The following is an 18951-nucleotide window of genomic DNA, read 5'->3' on the forward strand; positions in this document are numbered from 1 at the left end:
CAAGAAGGGCTGGGGTATTTTCGCGGCAATTCTTCGTCAGATCACCGGCTTGTCCATCAGGCCAAGCCGGTCGCGCCTGAGCCAGCGCCACAGCAACAGCACCGACACCACCGCGAGGCCGGAGAACAGGCCGATCCAGATGCCGCGGCCCTCGAAGCCGAAGTGGAAGGCGAGGATGACGCCGAGCGGCAGGCCGATGCCCCAATAGCCTATTGCCGCCAGGATCATCGGCACAGTCGTATCCTGTAGGCCGCGCAACTGGCCGGCCGACACCGCCTGGGCGCCGTCGACAACCTGGAAAAGTGCTGCGAATACCAAGAAGCTGACGGCGAGACCGATCACCTGGGCGTTGGCCGGGTCGCTGGTGTCGATGAAGGCCGAAATCAGCAGATGCGGCCAGAACACCATCACCAGCGCCATCAGCGCCATGAAGCCGACACCGAGCACATAGGCCGTCCAGCCGGCACGGGTTATGCCGTCGCGGTCCTTTGCGCCGAAAGCGAGGCCGACGCGTACCGTGACGGCCTGGCCGAGGCCAAGCGGGATCATGAAGGTCACCGCGCAGATCTGGATGGCGATGGCGTGCGCGGCCAGCGAGGCCGAATTGATGAGGCCCATCAGGAACGCCGCCGCGTTGAAGATCGTCACCTCGAAGGCGAGGATGCCCGAGATCGGCGCGCCGAGCTTGAGCAGCGCCTTGAAGCGCGGCCAGTCGGCGCGCCAGAAGCGGCCGAACAGGCGGTAGCGGCGGAACTTCGGTTCCATCATCACGACTGCCGCCATGCCTACGAACATCATGGCGCTGGCGATGCTGGTGGCGAGGCCGGAGCCGGCGATTCCCATCTGCGGGAAACCCCATTTGCCGAATACCAGAAGCCAGTTGCCGAGCGCGTTGGCCGCCACCGCAATCGCCATGATGGCCAGTGCCCAACCCGGGCGCTCCAGCGCCGAAATGAACGAGCGCAGCACGATATAGCCAAAGAACGGCAACGCCGCCCATTGAAGGTGATGCACGTAGATGCCGGCCTGCCTGGCCAGTTCGGGCTCCTGGCCCATGACCAGCAGGAGAGACTCGGTGAACCACAGCAGGATCCAGATCGGAACCGAAACCATGACGGCAAGCCACAGGCCCTGGCGCACGGTGCGGCGGACATCGCGCACCGAATGGCGCTTGCGGCCGAGCTCGGCCGCCATCATCGGCGAGGTCGCGTACATCAGGCCGAGGCCAAAGATCAGCGGCGCGAAGTAGAGGTTGGAGCCGAGCGCACCGGCGGCAAGCGCCTGCGGCCCGAGCCGGCCGAGCATCATCACGTCGGTCGCCGTCATCGCCGTCTGCGCGAGGTTGGTGAGGATCATCGGCCAGGCAAGCGCCAGCATCGCACGAAGTTCGTCACGCCAAGGGTTCGCCGGTGTTTGCGCGCCGGTGTCAATCGCAGACATAGTTGTCGTCTTTCGGTGCCGATATCGCCGGTTTTTGATGCAGATATCGGGTGTTTTGGCCGCAAATTCCGCCGATTTGCCTCGCCACTTCGCGGGTTTTGACGCAATGCGGCCGAACTGGCAAGGCGTCAACGCCCTCAAGCGTTGAGCCAGGGCGATGCTCCTGACACGCCGTCTCAGCTTTCGGCGCAGTCCAGCTCGGCCAGAATCCACTCCCGGAACGCCTTGATCTTGGGAACGTTGCGGCGCGATTCCGGATAGACGAGGTAATAGCCGTGGCCGTCATACCTGGTCAGCTCGAAAGGCTGGATCAGCCGGCCTTCGGCGAGTTCGGTGGTGAAGAACGCGCGCGTCAGGATGGCGACGCCCTGCCCGGCCATCGCGGCGCTCGCCTCATAGGCTTGCGAGCCCATGCTTGCGTCGGGCCGGCCGTCGAGGCTGTCCGACGCCACGTTGGCGAGCTCGAACCAGCGCCGCCACCAGATGTCGCCAGGATCGAGGATGCGCAGCTTGAGCAGGTCGGCCGGCTCCTTGACCCCGCCGATGCTGTCGGCAAGCCGAGGCGTCAGCATCGGCGTGTACTCGGCCCGAAACAGCAGGTGCCTGGCCAGGCCGGGCCAGTTGCCATCGCCGGAACGAATGCCGATGTCGACCTCCTGGCGGGCAAAATCGACCATCTGGCTGGAGGTGTCGAGACGCACCGCGATTTCGGGGTACTGCATCTGGAACGAGCCGATGTGACGGGCCAGCCAGTTCGAGGCGAAGGTCAGGACGGTCGAGATGCTCAATGTGCCCCGCGACCCGGTGCGCGTGGCGGCATAGGCCTCGCTCAGTATGTTGAACGCCTCGCTGACGGAAGGCGCCAGGCGCTGGCCGATCTCGGTCAGCGCCACCTGGCGCGGCTTGCGCAGGAACAGCGGCGCGCCGACGCGCTCCTCGAGCAGCTTGATCTGGTAGCTGACGGCCGCCTGGGTCATGCCCAGCTCGGCAGCGGCCTTGGTGAAGCTGGCGTGCCGCGCAGCGGCTTCGAAGACCCGGATGGCCGTCAGGGGCGGCAGCTGGAGTGTCATCGGGCAGGACCTCCTATACATAAGGCCCCTTTATGGACCTTGATCGACGTTTGATTGGAATATCTAGGTTTTCTGAACCAATATCTATTCCAACGCATCAGCAAGTTGCAAGTATCGGAACAACGCGCGGCCAGCCTGGCCGGCGCGCGACTCCTTGCCTGATGCGTCGATGGAGGTTGACGATCATGAACACGGCACAGGCAAGTCTCATTCATTGCGAACCGGTTTCCCTGATGTCACGGCTGGCAAGCACGTTCGGGCTGCGCGCGCGCAGGCGCATACTCGACATTCGCGATCTGCCCGACCACCTCAAGCGCGACATGGGCTTTCTCGACGGCAAGTACCCGTGCGGACGCCGTCTCTGACGGCGTTCGAAGCCATGGCCATGTCAACGCCATCACCTGAGCGGTTCATTTTCCCGGCCAAAGGTCCTATGACCAAGGCAACGAGGAAAGGTCGGTCAGATGATAGCCAAGGCAGTGTACTGGGACATGGACGGCACGCTGATCGACAGCGAGCCGCTGCACGAGCAATCGCTGATCGCCGCGTTGCGCAGCGCGGGGGTCGAACCGCCCTCGGATCTGCACGCCCGCGTCGTCGGCCAGGCGGCGCAGCCGGTCTATGAGGTGCTGCGCGACCAGTTCGGGCTGAACCTTGAGTTCGCCGAATGGATCAACCGCAAATACGACCACTACATGAAACACGCGCCCAATCTCCTGCCGCGCGAAGGCGCGATTGAGATTTTTCGCGACCTCAAGGCACGCGGCGTGGTGCAGGCCATCGTGTCGAACTCCGACCGCATGGTCGTCGACGTCAACCTGCGCGCCGTCGGCATCCACGAGCCGGCCATGAGGACCATCAGCCGCAACGACGTGCGCAATGGCAAGCCCGACGCCGAGCCCTATCTGCGGGCCGCCTGGCTGACCGGCATCGATCCCGCCGACACGTTCGTCATGGAAGACAGCGTCACCGGCGCACAGGCCGGGCTTGCCGCCGGCATGAAGACCATCTTCTGGCCGCAGGACAAGATCGATGGGCCGGCTGGGGCGCTCGTCGCCCACAGCGCCGAGGAGGTGCGGGCGCTGCTCGGTCTGGCCTGAGCTAGCCGCGATGAGGGCGTGAGGGAAACGCCCGTAGCCGGGAGGAATGGCGACAAGGTGCCACCAGGCAGAGGCGCAAACAAAAAAACCCCGGCGCGCGGATGCGGCCGGGGTTTCGTGCTCAGCGAGATGCTGAAGCTTATGCGGCTTCGGCGACGTCGTCGTTCTTGAGCGCCTCAAGAATGTTCTGCGGCGACGACACGCCATAGGGGTCGCTGTCGCAGTTGTCGGAGAAGCCTTCTTCCTCGAACCACTTCTCGATCTGGCCGTTGTTGATGACGGCGGCATAGCGCCACGAGCGCATGCCGAAGCCGAGATTGTCCTTGGCGACCAGCATGCCCATCTTGCGGGTGAACTCGCCCGAGCCATCGGGGATCAGCTTGACCTTGTCGAGGTTCTGCGACTTGCCCCAGGCGTTCATGACGAAGGCGTCGTTGACCGAGACGCAGTAGATTTCGGCGATGCCCTGCGCCTGGAACTCACCGAACAGCTTCTCGAAGTCGGGCAGCTGGTAGGTCGAGCAGGTCGGGGTGAAGGCGCCCGGCAGCGAGAACAGGACGACGCGCTTGCCGTCGAAATAGTCGGCCGAGGTCTTGTCTTCCCAGCGGAAGGGATTCGGGCCGCCGACGGCCTCGTCGCGCACGCGCGTACGGAAAGTGACAGCAGGAACTTTCTTGCCGATCATTTGAAACTCCATTTCCAAGATAACGGGATCCCCGATCTTGGGGCTCGGGGAATCCTGCCGAATTTTTGGCTAGCGAGGGCTAGATAACAACTGGCCGGAACCTGATCCAGCATTGACGGCGTGGCATCAGGTCGCGGGGACGAGACGAAACCCCGGGAGGATTTCGACCCGCCCGAAGGAATGTCAGAACAGGAAGTAGCGTCGCGCCATCGGCCGGGCTCGAAGCGCACGGCAATGCCGGCGGCGATGTCTAACCGCATGCCGCGCGCCTGTTCGCGGTCGAATTTCAAGCCGTTGCTGATCTCGATCAAGCCCTCGGCGGGATGATTTCAGTCTCAAGCCCCGAGCGCCAGCCGCCGAGTGTGGTGACACCACCAGCGATACAGGTGACGAGGCGGCTACGGCCGGCCCGGTGTTCGATGTCGAGCCTGCCGATGGCGGACACGCGTTGCGACGACATCGCAGTTGCATCCGCCGCCGCCGATTATGAGGAGCGGGGGATCATGAGCCAACGTTTTGCGCCAGCGCGTGCCGTCGGACAGCAGAAGCGGGTTTTGTCAGGGATCGTGCACAGATTCGACATGCGACCGCGTCGTTTGCGCGCCGGTCGATATATAAGCTTGTTGCCTGTAGGCGTTTCGGTTTCTATACAGGGAAGCCTTTTGGGCTCATTTCGGGGGCGTATTGCGAGTTTGGGCAGCATATTTGCCCGCCGGCAGCGGCGCGTCACGCACCCGCCAAGTTTAAGAGTTTCGGGGAAGAGTACTGATGGCTGATCAGCTGGCGACGGAAATCATCGACAAGATCAAGGCGCATGCCGAGTCTGGCGGCGAAGAGATCACGCTCGACACTGAATTGACCGCGCTTGGCATCCATTCGCTGGAACTCACCGAGATCATCTTCGATCTCGAGGAGGACTATGGCATCGAAATCGAGATGAACACGGTTGATGCCTGGGCCAGCCTCAAGAACGTCGGCGACATGGTTGAAGCCGTTCGCGGCCTGATCGCGCAAAAAGCCTGACATGACCCGCCAGCGTATCGTCATCACCGGCATCGGCGGGCTGTGCGCGCTCGGCTCCGGCGCGCCTGCCATCTGGGATGCCATGCGCAACGGCCGTTCGGCCATCGGTCCGCTGGTGCATTCGCCGCTGCACGACCTCAAGACCCGCAGCGGCGCCGAGATCGCGCAACTGCCCGACCACGGCATCGACCGCAAGCAACTGGTCTCGATGGACCGCTTCAGCCTGCTCGCCGTCATTTCGGCGCGCGAGGCCATGGCGCAGGCGGGACTGGTCTCGGACGAAACCAACACCTATCGCATGGGCACCGTCGTCGGAGTAGGCGTCTGCGGCTGGGAAGCCATCGAAGAGAACTATCGAGCCATCCTGCTGGAAGGCAAAAACCGCGCCGGCATCTTCACCGTACCGAAGGTCATGCCCGGTGCGGCTGCCGGACAGGTCAGCATGAGCCTGGGACTTCGCGGTCCGGTGTTTGGCGTCACCTCGGCATGTGCTTCGTCCAATCACGCGTTTTCGGCCGCCATGGACCAACTTCGCCTCGGCCGCGCCGACGTGATGGTTGCCGGCGGTACCGATGCGCCGCTGGTCTGGGGCATCGTCAAGGCCTGGGAAGCGCTGCGCGTGCTGTCGCCCGACACCTGCCGTCCGTTCTCGGCCGACCGCCAGGGCCTGGTGCTCGGCGAAGGCTCCGGCATGGCGGTGCTCGAGACCTACGAACACGCCGTCGCGCGTGGCGCGACCATCCTGGCCGAGCTCGCCGGCGCCGGCATGTCGGGCGATGCGTCCGACATCGTCGCCCCGACCATCGAAGGCCCTGCCGCAGCCATGCGCGCTTGCCTGCTCGACGCCGGGCTCGCGCCCGAGGACGTCGATTACATCAACGCCCACGGCACCGGGACCAAGGCCAACGACCAGATCGAGACTGCGGCCATCAAGCGCGTGTTCGACGCCCATGCCCACAAGCTTTCGGTGTCGTCGACCAAGTCGATGCATGCCCACTGCCTCGGCGCGTCCGGAGCTCTGGAGTTGATCGCCTGCGTCATGGCCGTGCGCGAGGGAGTGGTTCCGCCGACAGCCAACTACCGCGAAGCGGATGCCGACTGCGATCTCGACGTTACGCCCAACATGGCGAAGCTGCGCGATGTGCGCGTGGCAATCAGCAACGGTTTCGCCTTCGGCGGCACCAACGCGGTGGTGGCGGTCAGGGCGATCTGACCGTCTTCGAACCTCTGGCAATCAACTCGATAAATCTCGGCAACTGCATATTGATGCAGCGCGGCAGCATGCCTAACTCTTGCATGCCCCACCTTTCGGCCAGCGCATCGCCGGCCACCCCCACAAGGACCTGTCGATGAGCGACCTGACCCCATTTCCGATTTCCGCGCGCTGGCCGGCCAAGTATCCCGAGCGCATCCAGCTCTATTCCTTCCCCACGCCGAACGGCGTGAAGGTGTCGATCGCGCTGGAGGAGCTTGACCTGCCCTATGAGGCGCATGCCATCAACATCGGCAAGAACGAGAGCTGGACGCCGGAATTCCTGTCACTCAACCCGAACGGCAAGATCCCTGCGATCCTCGATCCGAACGGCCCGGGCGGCAAGCCGCTGGCGTTGTTCGAGTCGGGCGCCATCCTGCTCTATCTCGCCGAAAAGACCGGCCGCCTCATCCCAGCCGACCGCGCCCGCTATTACGAGACCATCCAGTGGGTGTTTTTCCAGATGGCCTCGGTCGGCCCGATGTTCGGCCAGCTCGGCTTCTTCCACAAGTTCGCCGGCCGCGAGATCGCGGACAAGCGACCGCTCGAGCGCTACCGCGACGAGTCGCGCCGCCTGCTCGGCGTGCTCGACCAGCGGCTCGAAGGCCGCAAGTGGATCATGGACGACGACTACACCATCGCCGATATCTCGCTGCTCGGTTGGGTGCGCAACCTGATCGGCTTCTACGAGGCGCGCGATCTCGTCGGTTTCGACAGCTTCAAGAATGTCGCCGCGTGGCTGGAGCGCGGTCTGGCGCGGCCGGCGGTGCAGGCTGGCCTGAACATCCCGGCTCGCCCCTGACGCGGGACCGGAGCCCCGCTCCGGCCCCCTTACGTTCGAAGGATCAGATCACCAGGTCGGCCTTGCGGCGGGCCGCAAGGACCCGGTCGATGTTGGGCATGTCGTTGGTGTCGATCCAGTTGCGCGCGTCGTCGTCGGAGCGCCCATGCTCACGCCAGCGCTCGACCAGCCGGCGCTCGAGCTCCTCGCGCGGCGCATCGACGAAGATGGTGAAGTCGAACAACGACTCGAGGCGCTGCCAGGGCGCCTCGTCGAGCAGAAGGTAATTGCCCTCGACCAGGATGAACTTGACGTCCGAGCCGACGACGGCGGCTGCGGCTCGCGACAATTCAATGCTGCGGTCGAACACCGGGATCGCGACATCCGGCTCTGAGGCGCGCAGGCGCTTGAGCAAGACCTCGAAGCCGGCAAAGTCGAATGTTTCCGGCGCGCCCTTGCGAGAGCTGAGGCCACGCTCCTCCAGCACCGCGTTGTCGAAGTGAAAGCCGTCCATCGGCACCACGGCAGCGGAACCCTCCGGCAGGACGCCGTACAGCGCGGCCGACAGCGTCGACTTGCCGGAGCCGGGCGGGCCGGCGATGCCGACCACGAAGCGCTGGGCATGGTGGGCGCGTTTGAACAGGGTAGCGGCGATGTGGGCTATTTCAGACATAGGCCTTCCCGATCGTTTCGCGTGATATCCTGACGTCGCATCAGTCAAAATTGAGGCGGCGGTGACGTCAGTTCAAGGGCCGCTCGCCGATCCGCAGGAACTTGTCGTCGAACGGCGTCTCTTCGGCCGAACCATCGGAAAAGCCGAGCCGAAGCCGGCCCTCTCCCGCCGTCACCGAAACCGGCGCGGCGGTGGATTTCTGCGGCAGCGCGCCGACGACCTGGCGGAACGATACGCTGGCCCCGAGCTCAAAAGCGGTCGCCACGCCCTCGCGCTTCAGCCAGTTGTCGCCGAGCGAGGCGGCGTGGCCGACGGCGGTTCGGCCATCCTCGATGCCGAGCACGCCGGCGCGACCGTTCCACGGCGCATAGAAGCGGCCGCCATTGCTGACCCACAGCATCGTCACGGGCAGTTCGACCGGGTTCTTCAGCACCAGGACGACGTCGCCTTCCGCCTTGCGCGCCACGGCCGTCCAGCCCATGCCGCCATGCGGCGCCTCGACAAGGGTGATGAAATCCTCGTGCATGATTTCGCTGCTGTAGTCGCCAAGGTCGACGGTGCCGCCGGCGGCCGCCGGAAAACGGCCGAGGTCCTGCGAGCGCGCCGGATAGGCGAAAAGACAGGCGCCACGCGCCGGATCGGGCTCGGGAGTGTTGTCGGGCGTGGCCGCCAGCCGCTTGGGCGAGAATGCCAGGCGTCCGCCGGCGCGCATCCCGGTCATCGGGTGATGGGCAACCGAAATCGCGCCGGAGCCACCGGTAAAGACATGCTGCTGGTAGAGGAAGGCATGGCCGTCGCGCAGCGTCAGCACCTTGTCCACAGTGGCCCCCAGAACTTTGCGCTGCAGCCGCATCGTCACCGTGCGGCCGCCCGAAAACGCTTCGTCGGAGACCAGGTCCCAGGCGCTGTTGGCGGGCCAGCCGTGCAGCGGCGCCGGCTCGACGTCGCTGGTCGAAAACGGCGCGCAGAGAAAATCTCCCGACAGCCTCACCACGCCCTCCGGCAGCCCGGCGGGCAGGTCCGGTTCTCCGATCCACGGCGCGCGATGCAGCGGCCGCAGAGTCCGGCCGCCATCGTCGATGGCGAAATCGGCGATGTGGCCGACGGCAAGATCGATCTTGGCCCTGATGCCCCGGGCCTGGAACTCATGCTCGCTCATTGCCAAATCACCTCGCTGCGTTTGCCCCAGCAAGCCGCGTTGGCGCTGGCTGTGCAAGCAAAAGTGTAACCAATGTTCAACACTGAAGGCATTAGATGAGCCTGCGGCCGCGTCGCAAATGGACGGCGCGCCGCTGCTTTAGTAGTTTTCGGCTGCTGCCGCCGCCCGGCACGTGATTCAGACAGCCCACCGGCGACAATCGACAGGTTTCCCTTTTGCTAGTCCAGGCCCATTCATTGCCGACGTCCTTCAGCTACCACCGGCTGCCGCTCGCCGGGATCGTTCGGCGGATCGCGGCGCTGTTCGTCGTCGCCGCCCTGGTTGCCGGTTGTTCGACGACATCGGAGACGCTGAACGTCGCGCCCCAGGCCGCGCCGGAGAAATACGCCGCGATCGTCGTCGACGCGAGCAATGGCCGCACGCTGTTCCAGGCCTATTCCACGGCGCCGCGCTACCCCGCGTCCCTGACCAAGATGATGACGCTGTACTTGTTGTTCGAAGCGATGCAGCAAGGGCGCGTTTCCAAGACGACGATGATCCCGGTTTCCGATCATGCCGCATCGCAACCGCCGTCCAAGCTCGGCTTGCGGCGCGGCGAGCAGATCGAGACGGAAGCGGCGATCCGCGCGCTTGCGACCAAGTCGGCCAATGACGTGGCCGTTGCGGTCGGCGAATATCTTGGCGGCAGCGAAGAGGGCTTTGCCCGCCAGATGACAGCGAAGGCGCGCCAGCTCGGCATGACGGCGACGACCTTCCGCAACGCCTCGGGCCTGCCCGATCCGGAGCAGCGCACCACCGCGCGCGACATGGCGGTGCTGGGCATGGCGCTGCGCAAGCATTTTTCGCAGCACTACTATTATTTCTCGGCGACCGACTTCACTTTCCGTGGCAAGCGCGTGCGCGGCCATAACGACCTACTGGGTCGCGTCAACGGCGTCGACGGCATCAAGACAGGCTACATCAGGGCTTCGGGCTTCAACATTGTCACCTCCGTCAATGCCGACGGCCGCAAGCTGGTCGTGGTGGTGATGGGCGGTGACAGCGCCCGCAAGCGCAACGACCATGTCGAGGAGCTGATCGTGCGCTACCTGCCGCAGGCTTCGGGCGGGAGCCTCGCCTCGTCGCTGTTCACGCCGGCGCCGGCTGCCCCTGCTGCTGCCATGCCCGTCGACGTCGTCACCTCGCAGCCGCAGACCTTGGCCGCGCCGATGCCCGATGGCACCCCGGTCCCGATGGGCGTGAGCGCGCCAGTCCCCGTAGCCGAGATGCGCTGAGCCAGAGGCGGCTACACAGCCGCCATATACTGTGCGTCCGTCACATGTTCCAGCCAGTCGACCGCCTTGCCGTCGACCGCCTCCTGGATCGAGATGTGCGACATTGCCGTCAGCGCCGAAGCGCCGTGCCAGTGCTTTTCACCGGGGGCGAACCAGACCACGTCGCCGCAGCGGATCTCCTGGGCTGCTTCACCCCAGACCTGCGCCCAGCCGATGCCTGACGTGACGATCAGCGTCTGGCCGAGCGGATGGGTGTGCCAGGCCGTGCGGGCGCCCGGTTCGAAGGTGACCGACAACGAGCGCATCCGCGCCGGGGCGGGCGCCTCGAAGATCGGGTCCTGACGCACGCTCCCGGTGAAATAATCCGGCGACGGTCTTGATGACGGGCGCGAGCCGCAGCGCTTGATTTCCATTGTTCTCTCCCTCCGCCGGATTGGCATTCGGCCTGTCTGTCTTCACCCTATGACAAAGGCGGCTTGCTTGCACGTTCGTGCCGGAACTTCCAGTCGGGCAACGCGACGATGACCCGGCCGCTGGTCAGGTCGCCAAGCATCCGGACGATGGCGTCGACATTGGCTTCGGGCAGCGACACGGTGAGGTCGGCGCCTGTGCCGGTAAAGGTCTCTGCCTCGATGCGGACGCCGGGCGACGCCGCCAGCCGCGCCTGCACCAGCGCCAGGTCGGTGAAGCCGCAGGTGACCTTCGCCGAGACGGTCGCCACGAGCTCCACTTTCGCCGCGGCCCGCAGGCACATCGCCGCGGTGCCGCCATAGGCGCGCACCAGTCCGCCGGTGCCGAGAAGCACACCGCCGAACCAGCGCGTGACGACAACGGCGACATTGTCGAGATCCTGGCCGTCTAGGGCCTGCAGGATCGGCTTGCCCGCGGTTCCGCTCGGCTCGCCGTCGTCGCTGAAACGGTAGTTCTGGCCAACGCGCCAGGCCCAGCAATTGTGGTTGGCGTCGGCGTGCGCGTGGGCGGCGGCGAAAGCGCGCGCCGCAGCCTCGTCCGCCACCGGTCCGGCAACCGCCAGGAATCGGCTTTTCCTGATCTCCTGCGACAGGCTCTCGGTGCGGGCGAGGGTGAACATCTCGGCCGCCGTTAGACAATGGCCGGCAGCAATCGTCAATCGCGGGGGATCGGCTCCGTTCGCAGTCGGCGCGCTGCGCCGATTGTCGCACGGGAATATAATATGATTGGAACAATCATGTTTATGGCTTATCCCGGCCGGGAACCAAAACTTGCCAAGTGATCAATGCGCCCCACCCGCCGACTCCTTACGATAGCCGTCTTCGCGGCGGTGCTCGGCCTATGGTGGCTGGCGAGCGCGCTCGGCTGGGTCAACGCGTTCCTGCTGCCCTCGCCGGGCAAGGTTGCCGCAACGCTTTCGGATCTCGCCCTGTCAGGGGCGCTTGCGCGGCATGCCTTGGTCAGCATGCAGCGCGTCGGGCTTGGCTACGGGATTGCCGTGGTGGCGGCCATCGTTCTGGCCGTGGTGTTCTCCAGAAGTGCCGCGCTGCGCAGCCTGCTCGACCCGCTGCTCGAATTCCTGCGCCAGGTGCCGCCCCTTGCCCTGATGCCGCTGCTGATGCTGTGGCTCGGCATCGGCGAAATGCAGAAGGTCGGCATCATCGTGCTGTCGTGCTTCTTCCCGATCTTCCTCGGCGTTCGCGGCGGCATTGCCCAGGTCGACCCCAAGCTGGTCGAGGTCGGCAAGGTCTGCGGTCTCGGCCATGGCGAGATCATGCGACGCATCGTCCTGCCATCGTCGCTGCCCTCCATCGTCGTCGGCCTCCGCATCGGGCTCGGCTACAGCTGGCGCGCGCTGGTCGGGGCCGAACTGATCGCCTCGTCGGCGGGGCTCGGCTACCTGATCGTCGACGCCGAGAACCTGGCGCGCACCGACATCGTTCTGGCCGGCATCCTGGTGATCGGTGTCATCGGCCTCGTTGCCGACCAGCTGCTGAAATGGAGCGTATCGAGGGCTGCGCCCTGGCTTGCATCAGACCTGGAGATGGCGCGTGCTTGAACTGCGCAACATCGGCCGGCGCTACGACGTTGCCGGGCGCGCGGTGGTGGCGCTCGAGCACATCAGCGTGACCTTGCCAAGTGGCAGCCTCACCACAGTGGTCGGGCGCAGCGGCTGCGGCAAGACCACCTTGTTGCGCATCCTTGCCGGCCTGACGGCGCCGAGCGAAGGCACGGTCAGCCATGGCGCCGGCTCGCCGCCCAAGGTGGGAGTGGTGTTTCAGGAGGCGCGGCTGATGCCGTGGCTCTCGGTGTTCGACAATGTCTGCTTCGGCCTCAAGGGCAGGCTCGCGCCCGAAATCATCGAGCAGCGCTGCAGTGCCGTCCTCGAACTCGTCGGCCTTGAAAGTTTCCGCGCAGCCATGCCCGCGCAGCTCTCCGGCGGCATGGCGCAGCGCGTGGCGATAGCGCGGGCGCTCGTCATGGAACCCGATCTGCTGTTGCTGGACGAGCCCTTCGCCGCGCTCGACGCCTTCACCCGGCGCGCCATGCAGAACGAACTTGTCGACATCTGGCAAAAGCGCCGGCCGACGATCGTCTTTGTCACCCACGACGTCGAAGAGGCCGTGCTGCTCGGCCAGCACGTGCTCGAACTCGAACGGGGACGGCTGGTCGGACAGGACGCCATCGAGGCCGCCTATCCGCGCGACCCCACCGACCCGGCTGTTACGCAGTACCGCAGGCGCATTCTCGAGCGCCTGCTTGCGCCGCAGCCGTCATCCCCTCCTTCCACCCCAGCTCTCAGTCAGGAGACACCATGAAAACCCTCGCCTGCTTCGCGCTCGCCCTTTCGATGATCGCCGCCCCCGCATTCGCCGCCGACAAGCCCGAGACCGTGCGCATCACCTATGTATCGGCGCCGTTCAACGTGCCGTCGATCGTGATGCGCGAAAAGGGTTTCCTCGATGAGGCCTTCGCCGCCCATGGCGTCAAGGTCGAGAGCCCGGAGATCACCTCCGGCGCGCAGCAGACGCAGGCCATAGCGGCGGGCGAGATCGACATCGCCTCGGTACTGGGCGGCACGTCGGCCATTCTGGCCAAGGCCAACGGCGTCGATCTCACTGTCGTCTCGGCCTATGCCCGCTCGCCAAAGGCCTATTTCCTGATGACGCGCGCCGATGGCCCCGCGACCCTTGCCGACCTCAAGGGCAAGAAGATCGCCGGACCGAAAGGCACTGTTCTCAACCAGCTTCTGGCCGCCGCGCTTGCCTCGCAGAAGCTGACGCTCGACGATGTCGAATACATCAACATGGATCTGCCGACGGCGCGCGCCGCCCTGCTTTCCGGGCAGGTCGACGTGGCTACCCTTGCCGGAAACAACGCTGTGATGGTCGAGCAGGCCGGCGGCAAGGTGCTGGTCGGCGGCGAAGGCCTGATCAAGCCGACCAACGTCGTTGCGGCGCGCAGCACGTTTGCCGAGGAGCATCCCGATCTGGTCAAGGCCTATTTCGCGGCGCACCTCAAGGCGCTCGACTTCATTGCGGCCCATCCGCAGGATGCCCTCGCAATCGCCGCCAAGGAACAGAAGATCTCCGTCGAGGAAGCGGCAAGGCAGATGCCGCTCTATGACTTCAACCCGGTCATGAGCGACGACGACATCGCCAACCTGACGGCCGACCAGAGCTTCATGGTCGATACCGGCATGATGCCCAAGGACAACGTCATCGACATCAGGGCCGATCTCGTCGCGCCTTCCGCTTTCTCGATCAAGTAACCAGTCAGGGCGGTCGGGGGCGCAAAGGCGCGCCCCCGTTCCAGATATTGCAATGAAGTTCTCCATTCTCGACCCCGTGCAGATCCCCGTCGGCCAGACGTCTGGCGAAGCGATGCGCGGGTCCATCGCCCTGGCGCAGGCCGCCGAGCGGCTCGGCTATCATCGCTATTGGCTCGTCGAGCACCACGACGTCGCCTACGAGGCCAACCCCGCTCCGGAGGTCCTGGCGACGGTGATCGCCTGTGCCACCAACTCCATCCGCGTCGGTCTCGGCGGTGTCCTGCTCAACCACTACAGCCCCTACAAGGCGGCGGAAGCCGCACGCACGCTCGGCGTGCTCTTTCCGGGGCGCATCGATGTCGGCATCGGCCGCTCGACCGCGGGGCCCAACGCCGACACCGCGCTGAAGCGCCACCGCGACGTTGAAACGCCTGACGACCACGACAGCCAGACCGAGGAATTCGTCGGCTGGCTGGGAAACGATCTTCCCGCAGGCTCGTCCTTCCGCTCGATCGGCATCATGCCCGACGAGGCCGCGGGGCCGCACCCATGGGTGCTGGCGGCAACGCAAGGCACCGCCGTGCGCGCGGCGCGGCTGGGCCTGCCCCTGGCCTGCAGCGCCTTCCACGTGCCCGAGAACGCGCCCGGCGCCTTCAAGGCCTATCTCGACAACTTCCGGCCGTCGCGATTTGCCGCCGGTGTTTCGAAGCCCGAGACCCTGCTCGCCATCCGCTTGATCATCGGCGAAACCCAGGAGGAGGCCGAGCGGCTGGCCATGCCGATGCGCGCCCTGTTCAAGCTCCGGCGCAAGGACAACCTCATGCTGGACAAGATGCCGACGCCTGACGAGGCGATCGCCCTGATGGGCGGGGTGCTCCCGGCCGAGGACGCCGCGTGGCCTGCCTATGTCGTGGGCTCGCCCGAGCGCGTGCAAGCGACGATCGCGCGGATGGTCGCCGTCACCGGTGCCAGCGAAATCATGGTTCAGGACGTGCTGCACGATCAGGAACTGCGGCTGCGTAACTATGAACTGCTGGCCCGGACATTTGGCCTGCGCGCCGCATAGGTAATTTGCCGCGTCGTCCGGTGCGCGGGCGTGGCTCGCGGCCGACGCGACCCGCCGGCTGTTCTTTCAACGGTTCGCCATTCGCCTCTCCCGGCACGACTGCTGATACCACTTCTGGCAGCGTGGGTTCACATACAGATGAGCTAACGCGGAGGAGTTCCACCATCGTTGCTCGTGTCGCCGCTCGTCACCCGACTTGGTGTCTATCTCCGCTTTTTGGAAGATGTGATGCTGGGCCAACGGTTGGCACGCACCATGGAGACGCATGATGGAGCCTGACGACAAAGGCGCGCGCGATGCGTTCGACGAGGATGGCCGGCAAGAGAGCGAAACCATTGCGGGCAACGAGCGCGACCACGAAGCCGACGACACCGTTGGCGACGTTCGTGACATCGACCTCGACCTGAAGCAGGACTCCGAAATCGACGACGACGTCGACATCGGCGTGCTGGTCATCGGCTCGCGCCCCGCCATCGTCGAACTCGATACCGAGATCGACCAGAATGGTGAGCTGGACCAGGATGCGGATATCGAGACTGAAGCAGGAGACCCCGGAGGCCGCGACATCGAAGTGGCCGGCGCACAACGGCCTGAAGTCGACCAGCGGATCGATGTCGATGTCGAAGTCAGTGAAGATGACGACGGGAACATCATTGTCGAGATAGACGCCGACGTGGAAGACGATGTCGAAATCGAAAGCGACCTGGATGTCGATGTGGAAGATGACGACGAAGACAGTATCGATGCCGAGCTCGACCAGGACAGCGAAAGCGACGGGAATGTCGATGTCGACGTCGAAATCCGCGACGACCTCGACGCCGAGGTCGATGTGTATATTGCTTCCTTGATCGGCACCCTGGCACAGGGCGCCGTGGCGCTCGAAGAAGACGATGACGGCACCGCGATCGATGTCGATCTCGAAGACGAAGCCGCCACTGACGCGGATGTCGATATCGTCGTCGACTTGAACGACGTCGACGCCTGAGTTTCGACGCTGCAACGCCAAGAAAGCCGGGGCTCTCCCGGCTTTCTTGGTATTTGCAGTTGCTCTGGCCCCTGCCGCCATGCTGAACGACCCGGAACGGTTAGCCTGTTCGGGTCACTTTCACCCGTTCGGATGAGCCAATTTGCATTGGGAATGCCGTTTGGGCCGGGTGCAAATTGGCAACTATTTTCCACGGCTCGAAACAGGGATGCTCCGCAGCATCGATGGGTTGTCGCAGGATCCGTTTGGATGGACCCGGTAGCTGTCGATCCGCTCCGGAAGCAGGCGCTCGCCAGGGCGGCGTTGCTCGAACAGGGAGGGTAAACCCATGCCTGACATCAAAGACAACGATTTCGACATCGACATCGATGCCGACATCGATCAGGACCTCGACCAAGACCAGGACCAGGATGTGGACGTCGATACTGATCAGGATTCCGACGTCGATATCGACAACGACAACGATTCGGATGTCGACAATGACACCGACCAGGACGCTGATGCCGATGCAGACGCCGATGCTGACGACGGCAGCGACGCAGATGCGGACGCAGATGCCGACAATGACAGCGACAACGACAACGACGTCACCCAATCCAACGACAACGACGTGGATGTCGACCAGGATCAGGACGTCGACGTGGATGTCGATCAGGATCAGTCCGCAGAGCAGAACGCCGACATAGACATCGATTTTGACTTCGATTTCGCTTGATTGGTCTTGCTGCAAAGAGGCGCCCGGACCTCATCCGGGCGCCGGCTCGTGCTGCAATGGCGGCGAGCCATGCCGGACGGACTTGCCCTTGCTGCAGGCCCCGGTCCCGGCCGTGACGCCCTCGCGGAGACATTCATGGCTCTCTCCAAGGACCGAGCAACCACCGAAGTCGAGCGTGCTTTCCATCGCTGCAAGGCCTCCCTGCTGATGGTCTTTGCGCTGAGCTTCTTCGTGAACCTCCTCGCCCTGACCGTTCCGCTCTACCTGCTCCATGTCTATGATCACGTCCTGTCGAGCCACAGCCTCGACACGCTGGTGATGCTGACCCTGATCGTCATCGTGGCGCTTGCGGTGCACGCGATCCTGGAGGCGCTGCGCCGCGCCATGCTCGCCCGGATCGGAGTCTGGCTGGACGACCGCCTACAGGCATCGGTTCTCGTAGCGGCCGTGCAATCGGCCTTGCGCAACGATGCCGCCGCGGCAGCGCAGGCCTGGCGCGATGTCGGGGGCTTGCGATCGTTCTTCGGCGGCACCGCAAGCACTTCGCTGTTCGACCTTCCCTGGACACCGATTTTCATTCTCGCGATGATCGTCGTGCATCCGCTTCTCGGGGCGATCGGCCTCGTCGCATCGCTTGCCTTGTTCGGGCTGGCATTGCTCAACGAGATGGTGACGCGCAAGCCATTTGCGCGCGCGAGCGCCGCCTGGGCTGAAAACCAGCACCGGTTCGAAGCGCTTCTGCGTAATGTCGAAGCCATCAGCGCCATGGGCATGCTGCCGGGCGTAGCCAGCCTCCTGCACGATGGACAGTCCGAGGCAAAACAAGCCCAGCGGTCCGCCGCGGCGCGAGCCAGCGCCATCCAGGCCCTCGCCCGCTTCGTCCGCCTCTTTGCCCAGGTCGTCGTCATGGCCTGCGCTGCCTGGCTGGTGATCCTGAACACCGTCAGCCCGGCGGCCATCTTTGCGACCTCTATCCTTCTCGGGCGGTCCCTGGCGCCGGTGGAGGGGGCCATCGGCACCTGGAAGGCGGTGACCAGCGCGCGTCTCGGCTATGGCCGCCTCCGGAAGATCCTGGCGGCCGCGCCGAAGCCTCGAAAGGCCATGGAATTGCCGCGCCCCAATGGGCAGCTTTCGATTGAGCAGGTGACGTTCGTGCCACCCGGCGCGACCACGCCGGCGCTGCGCCGGCTAACTTTGCTGGTCAATCCGGGCGAAGTGCTCGGCGTGGTCGGTCCTTCGGGCGCCGGGAAATCGACCCTTGGCCGCCTCATTGCCGGCACGATCGGTCCCACCGCCGGGCATGTCCGCCTCGACAACGCCGACATGTCTATCTGGCTCGCCTCTGGCGGCCACCGCCATTTCGGCTATCTGCCCCAGGACATCGAACTGTTCGGCGGCACGGTCCGCGAAAACATCGCCCGGCTGCAGAACGCCTCGGCCGACGACGTGATCGCGGCCGCTTCGATGGTGGGCCTGCATGAGACGATCATGCGGCTTCCCCAGGGCTACGAGACCGACATCGGCGAGAGCGGCGTCAGGCTGTCGGGGGGACAGCGGCAGCGCCTCGGGCTGGCGCGGGCCTTCTTCGGCCATCCGCGCATCATCGTCCTGGACGAGCCGAACGCCAGCCTCGACGCCGAAGGCGAAGAAGCCTTGCGGGAGGCGATCCAGAACATGCGCCAGCGCGGATCGACGATCATCATCATCGCCCAGCGCCTTCAGATCCTGAGCCTGTCCGACAAGATCCTGGTGCTCGACAACGGCATGATGAACGCCTTCGGGAACCGGCGGGACATCGCCGGAAAGATCAAGAGCGGGCGCACCGCCATTCCGGTCAGGCGCCAGCAGATCATCACCACACGCAAGACCGTCAAGCAACTGGGCGCGCAATCGGGGCGATCCGGGACGGCGAACGGACACGTTGCCGAAGACACCGAAAGGGTCGGCTCATGAGACGTCCTGACCGCGTTGTTGCACTCTGCCTGG

At 64.9% G+C, this 18951-nt stretch carries 21 protein-coding genes and 1 pseudogene; 13 read left to right on the plus strand and 9 right to left on the minus strand.

What is annotated here, in order from left to right; genetic code table 11:
* Positions 1–36: 36 nt before the first annotated feature.
* Both PCJ21_RS17020 and gcvA read right to left on the minus strand, forming a co-directional pair.
* On the minus strand, positions 37–1440 hold the full coding sequence (locus PCJ21_RS17020; RefSeq protein ID WP_269932615.1) for an MATE family efflux transporter: 1404 nt from the start codon (positions 1438–1440) through the stop codon (positions 37–39).
* Positions 1441–1616: 176 nt separating this feature from the next.
* On the minus strand, positions 1617–2510 hold the full coding sequence (gene gcvA / locus PCJ21_RS17025; RefSeq protein WP_269932616.1) for a transcriptional regulator GcvA: 894 nt from the start codon (positions 2508–2510) through the stop codon (positions 1617–1619).
* 185 nt (positions 2511–2695) lie between these two features.
* Between gcvA and PCJ21_RS17030 the strand changes: the two genes are divergently transcribed.
* Complete coding sequence (locus tag PCJ21_RS17030; protein WP_269932617.1) at positions 2696–2875, plus strand: hypothetical protein; 180 nt, start codon at positions 2696–2698, stop codon at positions 2873–2875.
* 99 nt (positions 2876–2974) lie between these two features.
* On the plus strand, positions 2975–3610 hold the full coding sequence (locus tag PCJ21_RS17035) for an HAD family hydrolase (RefSeq protein ID WP_269932618.1): 636 nt from the start codon (positions 2975–2977) through the stop codon (positions 3608–3610).
* Between the two features lie 139 nt (positions 3611–3749).
* Here PCJ21_RS17035 and PCJ21_RS17040 read toward each other — a convergent pair whose 3' ends face one another.
* The 3 genes and pseudogenes from PCJ21_RS17040 to PCJ21_RS17050 form a co-directional block, all read right to left on the minus strand.
* The gene (locus tag PCJ21_RS17040) at positions 3750–4295 is read right to left on the minus strand and encodes a peroxiredoxin (RefSeq protein ID WP_269932619.1); all 546 of its coding nucleotides are present in this window, start codon (positions 4293–4295) and stop codon (positions 3750–3752) included.
* Between the two features lie 146 nt (positions 4296–4441).
* Positions 4442–4600 (minus strand): annotated as a pseudogene (locus PCJ21_RS22115) (urease subunit beta); the annotation flags it as partial.
* A 2-nt stretch (positions 4601–4602) separates the two neighbouring features.
* Positions 4603–4755, minus strand: coding sequence for a hypothetical protein (locus PCJ21_RS17050; RefSeq protein WP_269932620.1), 153 nt, complete (start codon positions 4753–4755; stop codon positions 4603–4605).
* 308 nt (positions 4756–5063) lie between these two features.
* On the opposite strand from PCJ21_RS17050, the gene PCJ21_RS17055 reads away from it, so the two are divergent.
* The 3 genes from PCJ21_RS17055 (at position 5064) to PCJ21_RS17065 (ending at position 7372) form a co-directional block, all read left to right on the plus strand.
* Complete coding sequence (locus tag PCJ21_RS17055) at positions 5064–5318, plus strand: acyl carrier protein (RefSeq protein WP_269932621.1); 255 nt, start codon at positions 5064–5066, stop codon at positions 5316–5318.
* 1 nt (position 5319) lies between these two features.
* Positions 5320–6531, plus strand: a complete 1212-nt coding sequence (locus PCJ21_RS17060; RefSeq protein WP_269932622.1) for a beta-ketoacyl-[acyl-carrier-protein] synthase family protein — start codon at positions 5320–5322, stop codon at positions 6529–6531.
* 136 nt (positions 6532–6667) lie between these two features.
* The gene (locus PCJ21_RS17065; protein WP_269932623.1) at positions 6668–7372 is read left to right on the plus strand and encodes a glutathione S-transferase family protein; all 705 of its coding nucleotides are present in this window, start codon (positions 6668–6670) and stop codon (positions 7370–7372) included.
* Positions 7373–7415: 43 nt separating this feature from the next.
* Here the strand turns inward: PCJ21_RS17065 and PCJ21_RS17070 are convergent, their stop codons facing one another.
* Positions 7416–8024 (minus strand): nucleoside triphosphate hydrolase, encoded by a 609-nt coding sequence (locus tag PCJ21_RS17070; RefSeq protein WP_269932624.1) that lies wholly within the window; start codon positions 8022–8024, stop codon positions 7416–7418.
* A 67-nt stretch (positions 8025–8091) separates the two neighbouring features.
* Positions 8092–9183: a hypothetical protein gene (locus PCJ21_RS17075; RefSeq protein ID WP_269932625.1), complete on the minus strand. Its 1092-nt coding sequence runs from the start codon at positions 9181–9183 to the stop codon at positions 8092–8094.
* A 263-nt stretch (positions 9184–9446) separates the two neighbouring features.
* Between PCJ21_RS17075 and PCJ21_RS17080 the strand changes: the two genes are divergently transcribed.
* The gene (locus tag PCJ21_RS17080; RefSeq protein WP_269932779.1) at positions 9447–10457 is read left to right on the plus strand and encodes a D-alanyl-D-alanine carboxypeptidase family protein; all 1011 of its coding nucleotides are present in this window, start codon (positions 9447–9449) and stop codon (positions 10455–10457) included.
* 11 nt (positions 10458–10468) lie between these two features.
* Here the strand turns inward: PCJ21_RS17080 and PCJ21_RS17085 are convergent, their stop codons facing one another.
* Together PCJ21_RS17085 and PCJ21_RS17090 are read right to left on the minus strand one after the other, a co-directional pair.
* Positions 10469–10870 carry a (R)-mandelonitrile lyase gene (locus PCJ21_RS17085; protein ID WP_269932626.1) on the minus strand — a complete coding sequence of 134 codons (402 nt, stop codon included), beginning with the start codon at positions 10868–10870 and terminating at the stop codon, positions 10469–10471.
* 47 nt (positions 10871–10917) lie between these two features.
* Positions 10918–11547: an IMPACT family protein gene (locus PCJ21_RS17090; RefSeq protein WP_269932627.1), complete on the minus strand. Its 630-nt coding sequence runs from the start codon at positions 11545–11547 to the stop codon at positions 10918–10920.
* A gap of 165 nt (positions 11548–11712) precedes the next feature.
* Between PCJ21_RS17090 and PCJ21_RS17095 the strand changes: the two genes are divergently transcribed.
* The 7 genes from PCJ21_RS17095 to PCJ21_RS17125 all read left to right on the plus strand — a co-directional run bounded on the left by PCJ21_RS17095 (position 11713) and on the right by PCJ21_RS17125 (position 18918).
* The gene (locus PCJ21_RS17095; protein ID WP_269932628.1) at positions 11713–12486 is read left to right on the plus strand and encodes an ABC transporter permease; all 774 of its coding nucleotides are present in this window, start codon (positions 11713–11715) and stop codon (positions 12484–12486) included.
* Positions 12479–13246 (plus strand): ABC transporter ATP-binding protein, encoded by a 768-nt coding sequence (locus PCJ21_RS17100; protein WP_269932629.1) that lies wholly within the window; start codon positions 12479–12481, stop codon positions 13244–13246. Before PCJ21_RS17095 ends, PCJ21_RS17100 begins: the two co-directional genes overlap by 8 nt.
* Positions 13243–14199, plus strand: a complete 957-nt coding sequence (locus PCJ21_RS17105) for an ABC transporter substrate-binding protein (protein ID WP_269932630.1) — start codon at positions 13243–13245, stop codon at positions 14197–14199. The genes PCJ21_RS17100 and PCJ21_RS17105 overlap by 4 nt, the downstream gene beginning before the upstream one ends.
* Positions 14200–14251: 52 nt before the next feature.
* The gene (locus PCJ21_RS17110; protein ID WP_269932631.1) at positions 14252–15265 is read left to right on the plus strand and encodes an MsnO8 family LLM class oxidoreductase; all 1014 of its coding nucleotides are present in this window, start codon (positions 14252–14254) and stop codon (positions 15263–15265) included.
* Between the two features lie 268 nt (positions 15266–15533).
* The gene (locus PCJ21_RS17115; protein WP_269932632.1) at positions 15534–16250 is read left to right on the plus strand and encodes a hypothetical protein; all 717 of its coding nucleotides are present in this window, start codon (positions 15534–15536) and stop codon (positions 16248–16250) included.
* A 328-nt stretch (positions 16251–16578) separates the two neighbouring features.
* Positions 16579–16965: a hypothetical protein gene (locus PCJ21_RS17120; RefSeq protein WP_269932633.1), complete on the plus strand. Its 387-nt coding sequence runs from the start codon at positions 16579–16581 to the stop codon at positions 16963–16965.
* A gap of 135 nt (positions 16966–17100) precedes the next feature.
* The gene (locus PCJ21_RS17125) at positions 17101–18918 is read left to right on the plus strand and encodes a type I secretion system permease/ATPase (RefSeq protein WP_269932634.1); all 1818 of its coding nucleotides are present in this window, start codon (positions 17101–17103) and stop codon (positions 18916–18918) included.
* Positions 18919–18951 lie beyond the last annotated feature (33 nt).

This window comes from Aminobacter sp. HY435, assembly GCF_027568395.1.
In the GTDB taxonomy this organism is placed as follows: Bacteria; Pseudomonadota; Alphaproteobacteria; order Rhizobiales; family Rhizobiaceae; genus Aminobacter.